At 43.8% G+C, this 18,140-nt stretch carries 14 protein-coding genes; 4 read left to right on the top strand and 10 right to left on the bottom strand.

Going from position 1 to position 18,140, the window contains the following annotated elements; translation table 11 throughout:
• The first annotated feature begins 76 nt into the window (after positions 1 to 76).
• From FGT79_RS00625 to FGT79_RS00610, 4 genes are all read left to right on the top strand, one after another.
• Complete coding sequence (locus FGT79_RS00625; RefSeq protein WP_138750866.1) at positions 77 to 1,117, top strand: LacI family DNA-binding transcriptional regulator; 1,041 nt, start codon at positions 77 to 79, stop codon at positions 1,115 to 1,117.
• Positions 1,118 to 1,389: 272 nt separating this feature from the next.
• Complete coding sequence (locus FGT79_RS00620) at positions 1,390 to 2,292, top strand: sugar phosphate isomerase/epimerase family protein (RefSeq protein ID WP_138750865.1); 903 nt, start codon at positions 1,390 to 1,392, stop codon at positions 2,290 to 2,292.
• Positions 2,279 to 3,499, top strand: coding sequence for a carbohydrate kinase family protein (locus FGT79_RS00615; RefSeq protein ID WP_138750864.1), 1,221 nt, complete (start codon positions 2,279 to 2,281; stop codon positions 3,497 to 3,499). The genes FGT79_RS00620 and FGT79_RS00615 overlap by 14 nt, the downstream gene beginning before the upstream one ends.
• Positions 3,500 to 3,531: 32 nt before the next feature.
• Positions 3,532 to 4,971 carry an L-fucose/L-arabinose isomerase family protein gene (locus FGT79_RS00610; RefSeq protein ID WP_138750863.1) on the top strand — a complete coding sequence of 480 codons (1,440 nt, stop codon included), beginning with the start codon at positions 3,532 to 3,534 and terminating at the stop codon, positions 4,969 to 4,971.
• Between the two features lie 318 nt (positions 4,972 to 5,289).
• On the opposite strand, the gene FGT79_RS00605 is transcribed toward FGT79_RS00610, so the two are convergent.
• The 10 genes from FGT79_RS00605 to FGT79_RS00560 form a co-directional block, all read right to left on the bottom strand.
• Complete coding sequence (locus tag FGT79_RS00605; RefSeq protein WP_171056028.1) at positions 5,290 to 7,251, bottom strand: glycoside hydrolase family 127 protein; 1,962 nt, start codon at positions 7,249 to 7,251, stop codon at positions 5,290 to 5,292.
• A gap of 38 nt (positions 7,252 to 7,289) precedes the next feature.
• Complete coding sequence (locus FGT79_RS00600) at positions 7,290 to 8,072, bottom strand: alpha/beta hydrolase (protein WP_138750861.1); 783 nt, start codon at positions 8,070 to 8,072, stop codon at positions 7,290 to 7,292.
• Positions 8,047 to 8,961 (bottom strand): glycoside hydrolase family 130 protein, encoded by a 915-nt coding sequence (locus tag FGT79_RS00595; protein ID WP_171056027.1) that lies wholly within the window; start codon positions 8,959 to 8,961, stop codon positions 8,047 to 8,049. Before FGT79_RS00595 ends, FGT79_RS00600 begins: the two co-directional genes overlap by 26 nt.
• 15 nt (positions 8,962 to 8,976) lie before the next feature.
• Complete coding sequence (locus FGT79_RS00590; protein ID WP_138750859.1) at positions 8,977 to 9,789, bottom strand: carbohydrate ABC transporter permease; 813 nt, start codon at positions 9,787 to 9,789, stop codon at positions 8,977 to 8,979.
• Entirely contained in the window at positions 9,786 to 10,676 is an 891-nt protein-coding gene (locus tag FGT79_RS00585) for a carbohydrate ABC transporter permease (protein WP_138750858.1), read from the bottom strand. The genes FGT79_RS00590 and FGT79_RS00585 overlap by 4 nt, the downstream gene beginning before the upstream one ends.
• 78 nt (positions 10,677 to 10,754) lie before the next feature.
• Positions 10,755 to 12,059 (bottom strand): ABC transporter substrate-binding protein, encoded by a 1,305-nt coding sequence (locus FGT79_RS00580; protein WP_171056026.1) that lies wholly within the window; start codon positions 12,057 to 12,059, stop codon positions 10,755 to 10,757.
• 139 nt (positions 12,060 to 12,198) lie between these two features.
• Positions 12,199 to 12,933, bottom strand: a complete 735-nt coding sequence (locus FGT79_RS00575; protein ID WP_138750856.1) for a response regulator transcription factor — start codon at positions 12,931 to 12,933, stop codon at positions 12,199 to 12,201.
• A gap of 41 nt (positions 12,934 to 12,974) precedes the next feature.
• Positions 12,975 to 14,759, bottom strand: coding sequence for a cache domain-containing sensor histidine kinase (locus tag FGT79_RS00570; RefSeq protein ID WP_171056025.1), 1,785 nt, complete (start codon positions 14,757 to 14,759; stop codon positions 12,975 to 12,977).
• A gap of 116 nt (positions 14,760 to 14,875) precedes the next feature.
• Entirely contained in the window at positions 14,876 to 16,411 is a 1,536-nt protein-coding gene (locus FGT79_RS00565; protein ID WP_138750854.1) for an ADP-ribosylglycohydrolase family protein, read from the bottom strand.
• Between the two features lie 80 nt (positions 16,412 to 16,491).
• On the bottom strand, positions 16,492 to 18,126 hold the full coding sequence (locus FGT79_RS00560; protein WP_171056024.1) for an S-layer homology domain-containing protein: 1,635 nt from the start codon (positions 18,124 to 18,126) through the stop codon (positions 16,492 to 16,494).
• Positions 18,127 to 18,140: the final 14 nt, after the last annotated feature.

Below are 18,140 nucleotides of genomic sequence, written 5' to 3'. Positions count from 1 at the left end.
ACAACTAGGCTATGTGTCACTAGTATTTAAAGCATATAATGACGAGCCTCCGAATCGCGGACTAAGGAATGATGAAATGGAAAAAAAGAATGAACGAAAAAGCGCCAAAGCAACCACACTAAAGGATATTGCTGAACAGACTGGATTTACAGTCAACACCGTTTCTCGAGCGCTTAAAAATAAAGAGGATATCTCTGCATCTACAATCAAGCTTATTCAAGAGAAAGCTCAAGAGCTCGGCTATATCGGCAATACATTAGCTGGCTCACTTCGTTCGGGTATGACTAAAACAATTGCTGTAATCGTGGCTGATGTTTCGAATCCCCACTTCTCAATCGCGTTGAAGGAAATTGAGAAAGCAGCTAGAATGCAGGACTATACAACAATTATTTTAAATTCCTATGAGGATCAAGATGCCGAGAAGAAAGCCATTTTGTCCGCTTTGTCCAAGAATGTAGATGGTATCATTATTTGCCCCTCACAAGGAAATGACAATAATATGGATATTCTTCAACGCATGGGTACTCCCTTCGTCCTGCTTGGACGCCATTTGGAGAATGAAACGATGGATTATGTCGTTAGTGATGATGAGAAAGGTGGATATTTGGCTACCTTGCATCTATTGGAACAAGGTCACAAAAATATCCTGTTCCTGAATGCACATCATACGATCTCAAGTGCACGCGAACGGCTGCTTGGTTACAAACGGGCACTAATAGAGTGGGGAGTTCCCGTTAATGATAAGCTTATTCGAGAGGTCTCTAATATCTCTGGCGGTCCCCGCAATGAACTCCATGCAGTCATCAAATCGAAGCTCCACTTTACCGCAATATTCGCTTTTAACGATATGATGGCTTGGGAATCCATTTTCACCCTAGAAAAAAATAGTATCAAGGTTCCTGAGAACATTAGCGTTGTCGGTTTTGATAATATACAATCACGGTTTTTCATTCCCTTTCCATTAACGAGTATAAGCAACTCTAAGGGAAAAACATCTCGTAAAGCTTTTGAAATATTGATGAAACGAATACATAAACAAAATTCCGAGCTGCACTACCATGAAGTAATGGATACAAAGCTTGTAATCCGCGAAAGTACTAGATCCATTCTGGTGTAATTGCATAATACTCCTTCAAATGAGGCTGCCCAAAAGTCAACTTACTGACTGGGGTCGCCTCATTTTTGTTGGACTAGGTACTTTTAGCTTCCTATTTCGATCCTACTTCTCTCTCCCTCGTTTTCCATTAGCCACGGCAAGGTATCGATCATTTACTATTAGCTACTACAAGCAAAAAAACCGTTGACATCGCTTTCAGTTTAACTTATATTATCTACATTAACGTTAACATTAACGTTAATGTAGATGAACAATAAAGGAGATCGCTTACTATGACTCTTGATTTGAAATTAGGTATTAATATGGGTTTTGCGAATAATAAGTACCCTGAACCCCAAGTATGGACACGGATTGTTGCCGAAGAAATGGGTCTTAAATATGTCCAATTTGTCGCAGACCTCCTTAACGTCTATCTTCCTGATGACATCATTGAGGAGCAGACGGAGCAAATCATTGAGAATGCAGATAAATATGGGCTTTCCATAACAAGCAGCTTCCTCAGTTCATTCACTAGAGTTAATCATTTCATGCACCCCGATGCCAAACAGCGTAAGGCATGGCTTGATTGGTTCAAAAAATTTGCTGTTATTTCCTCAAGGATGGGGGCTAAAATGACAGGCGGGCACCCCGGTATTCTTACCTTTAATGATTTCGATGACCCTGCATGCAGAGAAGAAAGAACAACTGAAGGCATCAAATACTGGCAGGAGCTCAGCTGGTTCTGTCGTGATCTCGGCATGAACTGCATGATATTCGAGCCCATGTCCATTCCTCGTGAGTTTGCCAATACCGTTGAGGAAACGAGAGAACTGCTCGCCAGGTTGAACGATGGCGCAGGTCTTCCTTTTAAGCTTTGCCTTGATCCCGGCCATGCCCCGCACCCTAACGATCGCGACCCGTATCGATGGATTCGTGAACTGGGCAGCGAGTCACCTATAATCCACCTCCAGCAAACAGAGGCTGGTCACAGCCGACATTGGCCATTCACGAGCGCATATAACGAAATAGGTATTATTCACGCGAATAAAGTCATTGAAGCCCTTGAAGCTTCCGGTGCCACTGAAGCGGAGCTGATATTTGAAATTTATCATCGTGAAGCATGGTCATCCGAATTCGACATCATTCCTGATCATCAGGAATCAGTTGCTTACTGGAGGAAATATGTCACGCAATAAGGAGCCTATCAAGAAGGCAGACGTCATCGTGTGCGGACATATCTCGGTAGATATAATACCAACGTTCCTAGCTGCAGAGCCCAGCAACATCCATCTGACACCAGGCACTCTTATAGAGGTCGGCGAAGCAGCCTATTGCACAGGCGGGGCTGTGTCGAATACAGGTATTGCCTTGCATCAGCTTGGGACGAACGTCAATCTCATCGGGAAAGTCAGTGATGATTTTTTCGGAAGCATGACACTTAATCTGCTTCGAGAAGTTAATGCCTCTCTTGCTGATGACATTGCTCAAGTAACAGGAGAAACGAGCTCCTATACGCTAGTCGTCAACCCCCCAGGAATAGATCGTATTTTCCTGCATTGCCCTGGAACAAACGACACATTCTCCGAGCAGGATATCGCTTGGGACAAAGTAAGTGGGGCTCGCCATTTTCATTTCGGTTATCCCCCATTAATGAAAAGCATGTACGCCGATGGCGGCGATCAATTGTCTAGCATGCTGCGAACGGCCAAAGTGAAAGGCATGAGCGTTTCTCTGGATATGGCGATGCCAGGCAAAGGAACGGCCGCTTTCTCAGCTGATTGGATTGGTATATTAACTAAATGTCTTCCTTATGTCGATGTTTTCATGCCCAGTCTGGAAGAAATATTAATGATGATTAATCATGACCAGTATGAAAAATACCTTCAGCGCGGTGGAGATTTATGCGAGGTAGTGCCTGAGGAAACAATTCAGGAACTTGCTGATGTGCTTCTCCAAATGGGCTGCGGCATGGTCATTCTCAAGCTAGGCGCATCAGGATTATACATGCGCAGCTCCCCTCAACTTCAGCTAAATTCTATAAACCAATTGACCATGGAAATCCATGAAGAATGGCGAAACCGTGAGCTATGGGCACCTTGCTTTCGTACGACTGTCATAGGTACGACCGGTGCCGGAGACTGTACAATTGCTGGTTTCATACAAGGTCTGCTGCTTCAGCTTGGACCAGAAGCTACGTTGACCGGCGCCGTTGCTGTCGGGGCCTTCAGCGTAGAACACCTTGGTGCGACAGGCGGTATCCAGCCATGGGAAACGGTTCAGAACCGAATTCATTCGGGATGGGAGCAGCTTCCTATCGGTAGGCCTTTAAAAGGCTGGTATTGGAGAGAACAAGAAGGCATATGGACAGGGCCGGCAGATAAACAAACAAAAAATAACCATTAATAATGGGGCCACCCCCTAGGAGGATACAAGCGATGGCAAGGAAAGAAGCAAAGCGAACGAGACTCGGGGTTATTGTAGGCAATCGCGGATTTTTCCCTGGTCACCTCTGTGACACGGGACGTGTGGAAATACTGCGGGTGCTGGAAGAAGAAGGAATCGATGTTGTCATACTGGACATTAATGAAACCAAGAACGGTGCGGTTATGACTTTGGACGATGCCAAAATGTGTGGAAATTTATTCAAAGCTAACCGTGATCATATCGATGGCATCCTCATAACATTGCCTAACTTTGGTGATGAGAAAGCTGTCGCGAACACGATACGTTATTCAGGTTTAAACGTCCCTATCCTTGTCCATGCCTTCAGTGACAATATCACTTTAATGGGCATTCAAGATCGACGCGACAGCTTCTGTGGTAAAATGTCGGTCTGTAATAACCTCAAGCAGTACGGCATTCCGTTCACATTGACCACTCTGCATACCGTAGACCCGAGTAGCGAAAGCTTCCGAATCGATTTGCGCCGCTTCGCAGCAACCTGCCGTGTTGTCCAGTCGCTGCGCAATGCTCGCCTCGGTTCTATTGGTGCCCGGCCAGCCTCGTTCAATACTGTCCGTTACAGTGAGAAGCTGCTAGAGCGTTCTGGTATTACGATTGAGACTTTGGATCTATCAGAAGTATTCGGACGAGCAGGCAAACGCAAAGAAAGTGACCCCGCGGTGAAACGTAAGCTAGAAGAAATCGCAGCTTATGTCGATGTGAAGGGATTTCCACAGGCTAATTTGATTCGTATGGCATCTCTCGGCGTTGTCGTTGAGGAATGGATGGACGATAACGACCTGTCAGGAACGGCGCTGCAATGCTGGACGTCCATGGAAGAGTATTTCGGTGTAGTACCTTGTACCATTATGAGTATGCTCAGCAGCAGCTTGATTCCAAGCGCTTGTGAAGTAGACATTACAGGTCTTGTCGGTATGTACGCGCTGCAGCAGGCATCAGGCAGACCAAGCGCATTGCTGGACTGGAACAACAATTATGGGGAAGATCCGAACAAAGGCGTAGTATTCCACTGCAGTAATTTGCCTAAGGAGGTGTTCGAAGAAATTCATATGGATTACCATGAGATCCTATCAGGTACGGTGGGCAGAGAAAATACGCTTGGTACGATACAAGGACGAATTAAAGCAAGTCCCTTCACGTACTGTGGCATTGCAACTGATGATTTGAACGGCGGAATTGCAGTCTATACGGGCGAAGGACAGTTTACGCGTGATCCACTGCTGACGTTCGGAGGTTACGGTGTTATCCAAGTACCGAAATTCCAGAAGCTGCTTCGTTATATTTGCGAAAATGGCTTTGAACACCATGTATCATCCAGTATGTCAAGCGTTGCTGATCCAATGGAGGAAGCGTTCGGCAAGTATATGGGCTGGAAAACTTATCGTCATGAAGAAGCTCGACACGATCAATAGCCAGCAGCACTGCACTTCTATGAACAGTTACCAATCGCAATTCCACAAGATACAAACACCACTAACAGCTAAACAGAAAAATGCAGCTTTCCTCCTTCTGAGGTTAGCTGCATTTTATTTCGCATATGGAAAAACCTTGTTCACTATCCTTATCAAAAGATAAATATATATCCGTTCCTACTTCACCATTCCATCGTAAAAATCCACATCAAGCCTCGGTTGATACCAAGGTTCAATGTGGACCATTCAAAAAGCACTTCAATTTAAGCTAGTGGTAATTGACAACAGCAGTTTCATTGAATCCTAATGAAGTCATTGTTATGACTCCCTTCTACCCGCTTTCGTCCATTTCAGCGTGTCATTAATCCAAACGGCCATGCTTCCAGGCTCACGATTAGCCCAAGCATAGTAAGGTATGGCCTGAATGTCCACCGCTTCCTCCTGCCATTCGCAGCTCTCCATCTCTGCATACAACCGCGTCTGCCAGAATTGCTCCCTATGCGTGGATTCTGCTTTTCTGATAACACTTCCAGATCCTCTTATGACAGTCACCCCGCCGAGAAAATCGGAAACATGTTCCGCTCTGAACTCAGAATTTCGAGTCAAAGCCAGATCTCTTACATCATGACCATGGTCAACACCCTCTAAGCAATATACAAGCGGGCCTCGCACTAGAGCTGTTTTCTCGCGGTTGCTCTCGACATTGGGATGTGATTCCACCCGTTTAACCTTCATCTCTAGCAAGAGTTCGACGATGTCACCTTTATGCCATTGTCGATCTAATTTCGCATAACCCTTAGTCGTTGTTAGGGGAATTGGCTTGCCATTCACTCGAATTTCCGCTTGATCGCACCAGCTCGGTATACGTAGATTTAAATTAAATGCAGTTGGGGAATCAGGATTTATAGTAAGCGTTGTCTTACCATTCCAAGGATATTGCGTCTCCTGCATCAGTTCTACTATATTACCTTCAAAGATTAGTTTCGTCTCACTGCCGATATATAAATTCACATAACATTCGTTGTCCTTCTGTCCGTAAATATACTCTCCCATTTTGGGAATAAATCGGGTCAAATTAGGCGGACAGCAGGCGCAGCTAAATGTAGGCTGGCGTCGATGAGTTCCTTCGTTCTCAAGTGGATTCGTGTAAAAAAACGCTTTTCCATCCAAAGAGATTCCTGCCAAAAGCGCATTATAAAGAACCCTCTCCAATACATCCGCATACTGCGCATCGGCAAACAGCAAATTCATTCGGCTGCTCCAGAACACCAAACCGATCGAAGCGCAGGTTTCACAATAAGCTTCGTCATTCGGCAGGTTATAGTCTGTGGAGAATCCTTCCCACCGCCAGACGTTATCCCCAATTCCGCCTGTAAGGTACATTCTCTTATTAACCATATTCGACCACAAGCGTTGTAAAGCTTCTGCATACTCCGCGTCATTGTTCATTCCAGCAATATCCGTTACAGCAGCATACAAATAGGCTGCTCTCACCGCATGGCCTTCTATCGTATCTTGTTCTTTAACAGGCAAATGTGCCTGCATATACTTGGCTATGCCGTACTCTCTGAATGGAAGTGCTCCTCTTTCACGAGGAACGCCTTCCAGTGCCGACCATCCGTTATACATTTGTTCTTCAGCTTCGGAATTGCCTCTCATCTCAATAAAGAACTCCGCCAGCTGCTTATATCTTCGTTCGCCTGTGAGCTCGAATAATTTAATTAGGCCAAGCTCTATCTCTTCGTGCCCTTCATAAACAAGCCGTTTATCAACGCCAAAGGTCGCATCAATTAAATCCGCAAACCTGCAAGCCGCTGTTAACAATTTTTTACTGCCGGTTGCTTCAAAGTGTGCAACAGACGCCTCGAAAAAAGTGCCAGCCGTATAAAGCTCATGTCCGAATAGCAAATCGCTCCATCGTTGTTCTGGATCAACCGTTATGATATAAGAATTCAAATAACCGTCCGGCTGCTGCATCGCGATAATTTTGTCAACTACTTCGTCTATCAAAGCTAGAACGTCAGGAGATTGACTCTCCTTATAGATCCAGCAGGCTCCTTCCAGCATCGTATAAAATATGCCATCGTTGAAAATCGCCCCTTCATAGGCACTCTCCAAGCTGCCAGAAGCTCTATCAAAGTTGCGAAAAAAACCGTCTTCCCTGAATTTATCCCATAAATGCGGCAGTGTATGCTCACGCATACTAACCATTCTTTCGGACCAAAAAGCATCATGAATAGACACCTGATCATAAGGAATTTTGTTCACTCTCTTAAACATACGAATTCGTCTCCTGACTTTGGTAGCCATTATTATGATTATGTTTTCTTCTGATCTGACGGAATGAACTTCCTAATTTTCAACCACTCCACGCATGAGGATTTCCAAGCTCCAACATGGTCATTCTCAGTCGCTAATCCCATTCCGTGCGGGCCACTCTCGTAAATGTGCAAATCAAATGGAACCTTATGTTTACTAAGCGCGAGCGCAAACAACAAGCTGTTCTCTACGGGAACAGCCTTGTCGTCAGCCGTATGCCATAGAAAGGCTGGTGGGGTCTGATTTGTGACCTGCAGTTCAGAGGATAATTGCCTCAGCAACTCTTCACTAGGACTATCTCCGAGCAGATTAATCATCGAAGGCTCGTTACGGTATTCGCCAAAACTGATAACAGGATAACAAGCAATAATTAAATCCGGACGACAACTTGTCTGTCTTACAGCCTCGTCATCTTCAGGTATTCGCATATCAAATTGAGTAGCTGCCATTGACGCTAGATGTCCACCTGCCGAGAAACCGAGAACGCCTACACGATTAGGATCTATATTCCAACTCCCGGCTTGTTCTCGAACAAGCCGGATTGCTTGCTGCACATCATATAACGCAGCTGGATGCTTATGTGGTGAGACGCGGTATTTCAGAACAAAGGCAGAAATGCCTAATGTGTTCAGCCAAAGAGCTATGGGCTCACCCTCATATTCTGCTAAGCCCCCATAAGCACCACCAGGACATATGATAATCGCTCCTATTGGATGATCAGCGGCGGCTATATAGGGATGCAATTGTGTCTCCAAATTAAACGCAGGCTGAGATGATGTCATCCAGACGTCCCTCTGCAAGTCCAATATTCGTATCCGCTGCTCCGTAGTAAATCTTGACCGTACCATCATCCTCAACGATCGCATTGCAAGTAAATACGACGTTCGCGACTCTACCTTTCATTTCGTAGTCATGTTCCGGCCATAATATATAGTCCCTTGTATAGCCAATGACGAGTGAAGGATCTTCAAGATCGAGCAAACAAGCTTTGAGCCGGTAAATAAAGCCATTGCAAGTCTGCGATACGGTATGGTAAATCTCAAGCCAGCCTTTGTCGGTCTTAATTGGAACAGCTCCTGCTCCCATTTTGTATCCGTCCCGGAATGGCTTGCCTTCATAGGAAAGTGGTTTGCTTTTCCCCCAAAATACAAGGTCTGGAGAATAACTGACCCACATATAGGAGGGGTTCAATTCATTTCCGAATGGGCGATCGAAACGTAAATAAAGATTATCCCGCTTCTCAGGGAATAACACGCCGTTCCGATTGCCAAGCTCGCTCCCTGTACAAACACGTTCGAAATGGACAAAATCAGAAGTACGCAATATGCCGATTCTCACATCGTTTTGTGATAAATCACTGGCGTATAAAATAATAAATTCGTTATCGCTTATTTGTGTAATCCGCGGATCATATGTGCAGGTTTCTGGATGATCCGGATCAGGAGCAGGCCAATTGACTGGCTCAGGATCTGGGGTAAACTTATACCCATCATGGCTTCTGGCGATCCAAATGCGATGAATGTCATCCAAAGTCGTCACGTCCATCATCATGATGTATTCGTTTTTAAATTTGATTGCCCCCGGATTAAACGTATACAATACCTCTTGTGGCATTAGTTCAGGTGACATGATTGGATTGTTTGCATATTTGGTCAACACTCTAGTTTTCATGATCATTTCCCCTTCTTATTTCACGGCTCCATTAACGACACCTGAAAAAATATATTTCTGCAGAACCAAATAAAAGATAACCATCGGAATCGCTACGAGAATAATAGCAGCAGACTGCATCGTCCAAGACGAGCCATAACTGTTCGAGAACCTCATCAGCTCAGTCGTCACAACGCCTAAACTCTGTGACGGCATATATAAATAGGGTGAATACAGATCATTATAAATACTGATCGTGCGCAAGATCAGAATTGTCGCTGTTGCTGGCGTCAGGAGCGGAAATATAATCGATCGATAAATTCGGAACAAGGATGCTCCTTCCAAATAAGCACTCTCATCCAGCTCATAAGGGATATTCTTAATAAATTGCAAATAAATATAGATTTGCACTACATCAGCGCCTAGTGATAGAAGTACCATAGAATAGTGAGTATTAAACAAACCCAAGTTTTTAATAATTCCGAAGGTCGCTACCTGCGTTGTGATTCCAGGTATGACAAGTGCACCTGCATATGCACCTAGAATCAAAGACTTTAATTTGAATTGGAATCTGCCAAGTGCATAAGCTACCATCGTGCCTAACAAAATATTTCCTGCGAGAGAGAGAATAATAATATACGAAATATTAAAGTAAGAACGCAGGAACTTACCCTTTTGCAAAACATTTGCAAAATTATCAAAGTTGAAGAAGCTGCCTGGAAGTGCATATCCTGCAGATAAGGCAAACTCTGTAGGAGTCTTGAACGCCGCAACAATCACGATGTAGGGCGGGAACAGGATGCAGACTGCTGCAATGAACAGACTGATATATTTGAGCGTACGAATCATTTCTCATCCCTCCCGAAGAACAGCCATCTTTGAGCAAGAACTAGAATGATGGTAATAATCATTAGCAGAACTCCCATTGCCGAAGCTAGACCGAAATCACTATAGCGGAAAGAGGTCAGCAGTGTATTCGTTACGAAGGTATCACTCATACCAAGCGGCGAGCCGGATGGAAAAATGACAAACGGAAATTCAAAGGCCGATAAGGCTCCGTTCAAATTGAGGAAAAAGCATAATTCCAATATTCTTCTTAGGCTAGGCAGTGTAATGAAGCGGAAGGCCTGAAATCCGTTTGCTCCGTCAATGCTTGCTGCCTCATAAATATCATTAGGTATCGATTGAAGGGCTCCTATAATAATGACCATCATAAAACCCATGTACTTCCACGTTGACATAAAAGCCAGCGTATAGTTGATAATCTTCGGATCACTCAGCCAATTCATGGCTAAAGACCCAAGACCGATCTCCTTCAGCACGACGTTCAGAGCACCGACTTCATTGTTCAACAGGAAGGTAAACATGAAAGCGATAGCTACGCTATTAATGATATATGGCGAGAACAGAATCGCACGAAAGATATTTCTTCCACGAAGCTTACTGTTTAGAATGACTGCGAAATAAAGAGACAATCCGATTTGTACAAAGCCTACAAAAAAGTAGATGAGGTTATGACTAAAGATTTCGAAATATTTGGGATCACTAAACACCCGAATATAGTTATCTAAGCCGACTCCTGTTTTGACAGATGAAATACCATTCCAATCTGTGAAGCTTATCGTAATTAAACTGAATGCAGGGTAATAAGTGAATACACCTAGCAGCAGTAAAGGAATAATCAGAAACGACCACAGAATAATAATCTTCTGCATTCTTAATGATAGAACAGCCATATTCAGCAGCCTTTCCGGCTTATTTGGAGAACAGTTGAACGCGTATAGCGAAGCCCCTGCTCTCCAATAATCCCCTTATTATTTTCTTGCATCCGCCCATTTTTTATTGTATTTATCCCATATTGGCTGAATGTTGCTGTCCTTGTTCAACATGATTTCTTGGAGAATCGTTGGATTCGTAATTTGTGATTTATTCAAAATTTGGTTGTACCGATCTGGCGGAGGCAATACCGTAACGATGCGTGGCCCGTTAGCCAGGAACTCGGCAAGCGGAGCATTATTGGATTTCATATCTTTAAGTGCAGGAATCATGCCAGAAAAGTCCTGATAACCTGATTCCTCAATCCAAAATTTGTAGAACGCTTTGGCTGTCTCCATATTTTTGCTTTTCTTATTAATGACAACATTCCAGCCCGGAGTCATCATCGTGACGGGCTCTCCAGAATTATCAATTGGCAGCGGGAAAAATCCGATATCTTCTGCTGGTGTCCCCTCTAACGCTCCCAAGCCGTAGTTAGCCAGATAAAGCATTCCCACTGCTCCAGAAGCCATCTGCTTCCGCAAAATATCCCAATCGCTGGATAATAGATCTTTCTCAAAGTACCCTTTATCTACTAATTCTCTAACAAAACTGAATCCTTTTACTAACGGATTTTCTTGATTGTACGGTGCATCCTCGTTAACCATCTGCTCATACATCGCATTGGAATCCGCTGTATTCGCGAAGGCTACCGTCTCCCATGTACCAAGCGGCCAATTGCTTTTCAGCATGCTTCCCATCGGCAGAATGCCTTTGGCCTTTAATTTCTCCAGAGCAGCAAGCAGCTCATCGTAGGTTTTCGGAGCCGCGTCAATACCGGCTGCAGCAAATGTTTTCTTATTATATAAAACCCCAGTAACGTATACCCCTTCACTTACGGCATAAGCTTTTCCTTCATATACAGAAAGCGGCAAATATGTTTTCCCTTCGTAACCAAGGTCATCAATAGGGGCATAAAATTCCGGCCATAAGTCCGTTGTTGGCGTAATAATTGCATTCATGTACATGACATCCGGTGCCTCATTGGAAGCTAACCTGATTTTTAGAGTGCCCTCATAATCCTTAATAGGTTCGATCACCACTTCAGCTTCTGGATACTTCTCATGGAATTTTTCCGCATATTCTTTGAGTTTCTCATCTACATCCGTACGGTTGATTGCAAATGTAATCTTTCCTTTAATTTCACTAGTTGACGGCGTTTCCGATGCTGCCGCAGACTCGGCTGGAGGTGTGTTCGCCTCTGATTGCCCGTTGTTATTGCTTGCATTATTTCCACCACATGCGGATAACAACGACATAGAAAGAACGACTGCCAATAAACTGCTCAGTGATTTATTTTTCATAGAAATCCCCCTATTTGTCTTATTGCAGCTGAACCATTCGGCCGTATGGTATCGCTTACATATAAAATTGTAACATAGCATTTCCATGACCTTAATGGTCTGTAATTACATTTCCATAGTTACGATTACACTTTTCGACTCAGCACTTATTCCGATATTCCAACGGCGTATAGCCGTTCATTTTCTTGAATAGCTTAGTAAAATACGTTGAATCCTGATAACCGATCTGTTCAGCTACTTCATATACCTTTAATTCAGTCTGTTCCATCAGAAGCTCTTTAGCCTTCTGCATCCGGACATCAATTAAATATCCAGTCAAGCTCTCCCCTGTCTCCAGCTTAAACAAGCGAGATAAATAATTCGGATTCAAATGTACGAGCTCTGCGATAGCCATCATGTCCAAATCCATTTGAAAATGATCCAATATCCAGCTTTTAACGACTCGAATGGCCTTCTTCTCATCACCATTTATTGTTGCCGCTTTAATGAGCGGCTGCTTGGCAAGAAGAATGGCGGACAGCTTCTCATCAAGTTCATCAGGATCTACCGGCTTAAGAAGATAATCAATTACACCGTAGCGCATAGCCGTCCTTGCATAATCGAAATCCGAGAACCCGCTTATAATAAGGCAGGACAAATCCAAATGATGAATCTTAATTTCCTTAATAAGCTCCAAACCATCCTTAAATGGCATTTTGATATCGGTAATAAGCAGATCGAGCTCCCCCGGATGCATAGCATTTATCGCGTTTATCGCTTCTTGTCCGTTGTTGTAGGCAGCTACGATATGATAATTTGCATTCATTTCACCTATAAGCTTAGTCATTCCTTTTAAGATGGTTACTTCATCATCCACAATTGCAATATTTAACATACGGCTCTCCCCTTTCTAGTTGAAAACAAGTTACAATCGATTCAATTCTCCATCATAGGCAGCTTCAATTGTACAATTGCACCTTTACCGAGCTCACTATAAACATACAAGCCATACTTGGCTCCGAAGTGCAGCTTAATACGTTCATTTACATTTTTAAGTCCAATCCCGCTCCCTGAAGCTCTGTTACCATGATCATCCGCATTTCCCAATTGGATTCGGCTGTTCAAATGACTTACCATCTCGGGCGACATGCCAATACCATCGTCTTCGAAGGTGAAGTAGCAGACATCTCCTTCCACCTTTGATGAAATGATAATGGTTCCTGGTCCCGATCTGCTCTCGAGGCCATGAAAGATGGCATTTTCAACAATGGGCTGAAAAACAAGCTTAATCAACGTATAGTTTTCCAGCTTGACGTCAATATGATTCTGCAAGTGAAACCGATTCTCGAAACGGTAGTTTTGAAGCTTAATATAGTTCGTCAGATGCTCGATTTCCTGTTTTACTGTGACGGTTTCTCTCCCTTGAATAATGCTGTATCGCAACAGCTTTCCGAGAAATAACGACATTTGGGATACCTCCCTATCCTCATTAAGCAGCGCCTTCATCCTTAAGCTTTCTAAGGTGTTATAAATAAAATGCGGGTTAATTTGCGCTTGCAGCGCTTCCATCTCCGCCTCCTGCTTCCGATAAGAAGCTGCTTGTACATCTTTAATTAATTCATCGATGCGCTTGATCATTCGATTAAAATGTATGCCCAATATGCCAACCTCGTCCGAGAATCGAACAGGGAAGCTGACCGTGAAATCGCCCTCCTGCACCCTTTTCATTAACCGAGTTAAAGCCCGCAGTGGTTTGGTAACCGCCAAGGAAATGAATACGGAGCTGATCAACGTTATGAGCAAAATCACAGAAGTAATGATAAGGGTAGAATTTCGTACCTTTGTTGCTTTACTGAACAATTCCTTCGTTTTCACGTATACATATACTTTCCAGCCCAGCTTCTGAGAGGTTAGATAAATGGCATAATATTGCTCGCCTTTCTGATTAATATGGAAATTACCCGAATCCTGTTGTGATTTTTCAATGCTTTCCAAGTCTCCCCATGAACGCGATATATTCTCGTAAGCGCTATCAAAAATAACGTTATTTTCATTGTCCACAATCGTTGTTTTACCGCCCGTAATCTGATCCAGATGTTTGAAATAAGCTTCTACCGCGCTTAAATCCGTCTCAACCACTACAAAACCAACAGGCTTATACGTCGTTAAATCAATAATGTCACGAACCATCGTCAACACATATTTCGTTTTGCCAGAAGCTGTTGTAGCCGCTTGCGTATTAATTAATACGGCAGAGCCGCTCTGATCCCTTGCAATTTGCTTTAACCGGTCATAGTGCGTGGCAATCTCCTTGTTGTTTCCATCCAGACTGTTGCGGTAGAAGGTGTTGCCATAATTGTCGAAAATGTAGACCGCATTCGTCCCCTTCTTCATATCGGACATCAAGCGGATAAAAAAATCGATGCGGCTGTCCTTCTCTATTCCCTTCTCAGGAGAAGCGATGTAGCTCTGAAGCTCGCTAGAGTACATCGGAATCTTCGTAATCATACGCATATCTTCAATATAATCTTCAATTCGATTTAGAACCTCCAAGGACGTTTGTGAAACGTAATCAGCTGTATTTTGTTCAATTGATTTTCGGTAATAATTGTAAGAAACGATTGCAGAGATGGTAATTGGAATAATCAGCATGAAAACAAAGATAATGACTAGCTTTCTAGACATGCCTAGACTAGAAAATTTGAATCTAATATTGTGCATCCTGCACCTCATTTCTAACGGTTAGCCGTTAACCTCATTAAAACATATAAAGTGTCAGGAAACATGAAAAAAGCAAGCGAGAACGCTTACTTTTTTCAATATCATCTTATCATGAATCAATAGCCGTTATTTATTAATACAATAGGTATTATCCCTTTGGTAGGACGGCCTACAGATGTCACTTCTATTAAGAGGTCATACCTCGGTTGTGAGAGCCCATGACCGGTTACGGTAAACTCGATTTCAGTCGTGCCGATGTTGCAATGATAGTGCTCTAGCGGAAAGCCTAGATGTGTCCCCGGTGTTACTTCCCAATCAGCTGGAACATGCCATTTCACCTGAATAAACTGCTGCATGTACAAATTATTTTCGATCATCAGCTTAAAGGTACGAGGCTTTCCTTCACTCACCACTGGTTCCTGTCCATAATGCAAGAATGCGTTGAATATAGAAAAGTCATATTTCACCGTAAATGGACTAAGGGATAACGTGTCTTTGAAGCTTCTGTCTTTCCATGCATTAATGTGAACGGGATGGTCAAGCAGCTCGTCACCTTCATTCATGTCAATCAGATAACCTTCGCCTGCATGAAGCAGATCGCAATACTCGGTGCCCAGAAATTCAGGAGCAAGCCTCATTACACGTTCAGTCAGCTCTCCGACTGTACTAGGAATTCGTGTTCCCTGATCACACACATTGAGCGTTATAGTCTTGATAGAGTCGCCAATCGGATCGAGCCATTTCGCAGGAAGCCCCTCTTTGCCAAGAATAATACCCATAATGGACCCGATCGTGGCAGCTGTACAGTCCGCGTCTTCACCACAATTCGTAGCGATGCAAATACTTTTCTCGAAATCACCTTCCCCATATAACCAACCAATGATCATAATCCCAACATTGCTAGGAGCATCGTAACCGATTGGCCCTACTGGAATATCACCTTCAGCTTGAGGTTGTATGGCGGAAGTACTCAGAAGACCAAAGCTTCCAGGAACCGCCGTTAATACATGTATTCTTGCTTCTTGCCAAGTCGCTCCCGATTGATAAGAATGAATGGCCGTATGAACGGCCTTCGCAATCCCCGAATCTTCAGGGATATAGGACAGCCCGATGTCTATTAATCGGTAAGTATCACTTTCTACGAAAGCAGCACTTTCGATAGCTGCGCAGAATACCTCCGCATAGACCCCTTCGTGGCTATGATCAACGATGGCATCCTCATAGGCGTACTTGACGGCAATTTCCGGATGCCCAGGTGCCAAGCAGGCCCAAATCTCGGAGCGTATGAACGCACCGTTGCTGTCGCGGTATAGATTATGATTGTAGCCAGATAATGGAGGCACGATTCCTGCACGCAAGTTGTTTTTCCCTGCTCCATACTCCCCCATATTAGGAGAGATATAAGAAATCCAATATTCGCCTAATATTTGAGCATTCAAAGCGCTTCCATATTTCTCAGCGGCATTCAACCAGATCAGCTGCAAATCCAAATCATCATTCGGCAAAGGCTCCCCATACAGCTCCTGCGTATAAAACGAAACATCGAATACGCCGCGTTTACATTCAAAAGGAGCACCGAGCGTTCCTCCAATATTTTTCCCTAACCAACAGCCTTCCAACTTACTTTTATATTCCTGAAAACTTAGCTTCACTGTATCTCCTCCTGATAGTAAAGATGAACAAGTTTATTATATCGAATCCGATTTTCGATCTTAATGGTCTGACATTACATTTATAGTCCTTCAAGTATGGATATTTGGTTCAAGAGATTCATCATGACCTGGGCCGCTTCCACGCGAAGCGAATTCGACTTCGGATCAAACACATCACCTGATTTACCTCTCATCAAGCCCGCAGCTATTGCCATTTCGACTTCTTTGGCTGACCACCGAGAAACTTCCTCAGCGTCACGATACCCTTCCAGCTCGTTCACTGATTGAATAGATTGCTTGGTTTTCCATTCGAATGCTCTTATGATAAGTGCGGCCATCTGTTCGCGTGTAATCTTAGCATTGGGGACGAATCTGCCGTCGGAAATTCCGTTAATTAATCCCGCTTCATAAGCCATTTCCACATCATTCGCATACCATGCTCCTGCTGCAACATCAGCAAATGCTGAAGAAGCAACAGCTGAACCTTGTGATTTCATGCCAAGTGCTCGAACTAATAATGAAGTGAATTCGGCTCTTGTCGTGGATGCGTTTGGCTTGAATTCATCATCCGTCACACCATTAACGATATGCCGGGCCGCCATGATCTGCAGTGTTCGAGATGCCCAGTGAGCAGCAGGAATGTCCTTAAAGGTTTTGTTGTACTCCAGCAATACATATTTGCTCAGATGATCAAGTGAAACAGCTACACGATCTGTTTGAGCGTCGAGCGTACCGCCCACATACTCCCAACTACTTGCTGCCTCGTTGAAATAATAGACACCTAGAAGCTCTCCATCTATTTCTTTATCCAAGTAAGTGAAAACAAGTTCTACACCTGATCCCACTTGCTCCGCTACTGCTTTGCGCCCGTCAGGTGCAACAAGCACGAGGCTAATATCGTAAGGCTGCCCGACGACTTTCACCTTAGCATGACGCTGTTGCAGCATCATTTCCGCAATTCCTGTCTCATCGACTATTGGAAGAAATTCAACTTTCAACAAGGCATCCTTTACGTTCCCCAATTGGTTTCTCAGTGCTTGTATCACTTCCGGCTTAACGTTAATCGTCAGCAGCGGCGTTTGTACTTTAAGCGGCAGACCTCCAATTTCACTATTTAGAATAGAAGCGAATTTTTGATTGGAATCCACTTTCGCAACTGCTATTTGATCGATTATTGTTACTGGAGTTAAACCATTGCCATTCCCCGCTGCGCCTTTGCTGCCGCTGACAGCAGAATGTGAGCTAATCTGAATGCTAACCCCAGCTGTGGGGGATTGTACGGTCGATAACAATTGACTATTAATCGCTTTGACAGATGTTAAGGATATGGAAGCAGCACCGCTAGCAATCGCCTTAAATTTAAATTCACTTAATGTTAATGATCCATTGTCACCCTGTACAAGACCGATCTTAGTACCCGCATATTGAATTCGATTCTGAGTAACGATAGGATCAATAGCAAAACCGCCAATCTTATCTTTGGTTTCCTGAAGCTGCAGGCGGGTTGAATCGTACGCTAGGTTTACTTCATAGCCATAAAGATCGACGATATTGCTGCCTTCGACTTTAACCGTAAACTCGCTGCCAGCCTGAATTGACAGTGTCGAAGGGATTAAAGAATAAGAAGGCACTGGCGCTGCTGCTGCTTGATTCGGTACACAAACAATAATAGCTAGAGAAATTACTAAGCTTACTAACAGCCATCTATTTTTCATTAATGGACCCCATC

Source organism: Paenibacillus sinopodophylli (assembly GCF_005930355.1).
In the GTDB taxonomy this organism is placed as follows: Bacteria; Bacillota; Bacilli; order Paenibacillales; family Paenibacillaceae; genus Pristimantibacillus; species Pristimantibacillus sinopodophylli.
Note: the sequence above shows the minus strand (reverse complement) of the source record. Positions and strands in the feature narration are given on the sequence as shown.

Coding starts and splice junctions, on each gene's coding strand:
- FGT79_RS00585 (WP_138750858.1), bottom strand. CDS start 10,676: ATGGCTGTTCTATCATTAAGAATGCAGAAGATTATTATTCTGTGGTCG.
- FGT79_RS00615 (WP_138750864.1), top strand. CDS start 2,279: ATGTCACGCAATAAGGAGCCTATCAAGAAGGCAGACGTCATCGTGTGC.
- FGT79_RS00595 (WP_171056027.1), bottom strand. CDS start 8,961: ATGAAAACTAGAGTGTTGACCAAATATGCAAACAATCCAATCATGTCA.
- FGT79_RS00560 (WP_171056024.1), bottom strand. CDS start 18,126: ATGAAAAATAGATGGCTGTTAGTAAGCTTAGTAATTTCTCTAGCTATT.
- FGT79_RS00605 (WP_171056028.1), bottom strand. CDS start 7,251: ATGTTTAAGAGAGTGAACAAAATTCCTTATGATCAGGTGTCTATTCAT.
- FGT79_RS00625 (WP_138750866.1), top strand. CDS start 77: ATGGAAAAAAAGAATGAACGAAAAAGCGCCAAAGCAACCACACTAAAG.
- FGT79_RS00575 (WP_138750856.1), bottom strand. CDS start 12,933: ATGTTAAATATTGCAATTGTGGATGATGAAGTAACCATCTTAAAAGGA.
- FGT79_RS00570 (WP_171056025.1), bottom strand. CDS start 14,759: ATGCACAATATTAGATTCAAATTTTCTAGTCTAGGCATGTCTAGAAAG.
- FGT79_RS00590 (WP_138750859.1), bottom strand. CDS start 9,789: ATGATTCGTACGCTCAAATATATCAGTCTGTTCATTGCAGCAGTCTGC.
- FGT79_RS00580 (WP_171056026.1), bottom strand. CDS start 12,059: ATGAAAAATAAATCACTGAGCAGTTTATTGGCAGTCGTTCTTTCTATG.
- FGT79_RS00620 (WP_138750865.1), top strand. CDS start 1,390: ATGACTCTTGATTTGAAATTAGGTATTAATATGGGTTTTGCGAATAAT.
- FGT79_RS00600 (WP_138750861.1), bottom strand. CDS start 8,072: ATGACATCATCTCAGCCTGCGTTTAATTTGGAGACACAATTGCATCCC.
- FGT79_RS00610 (WP_138750863.1), top strand. CDS start 3,532: ATGGCAAGGAAAGAAGCAAAGCGAACGAGACTCGGGGTTATTGTAGGC.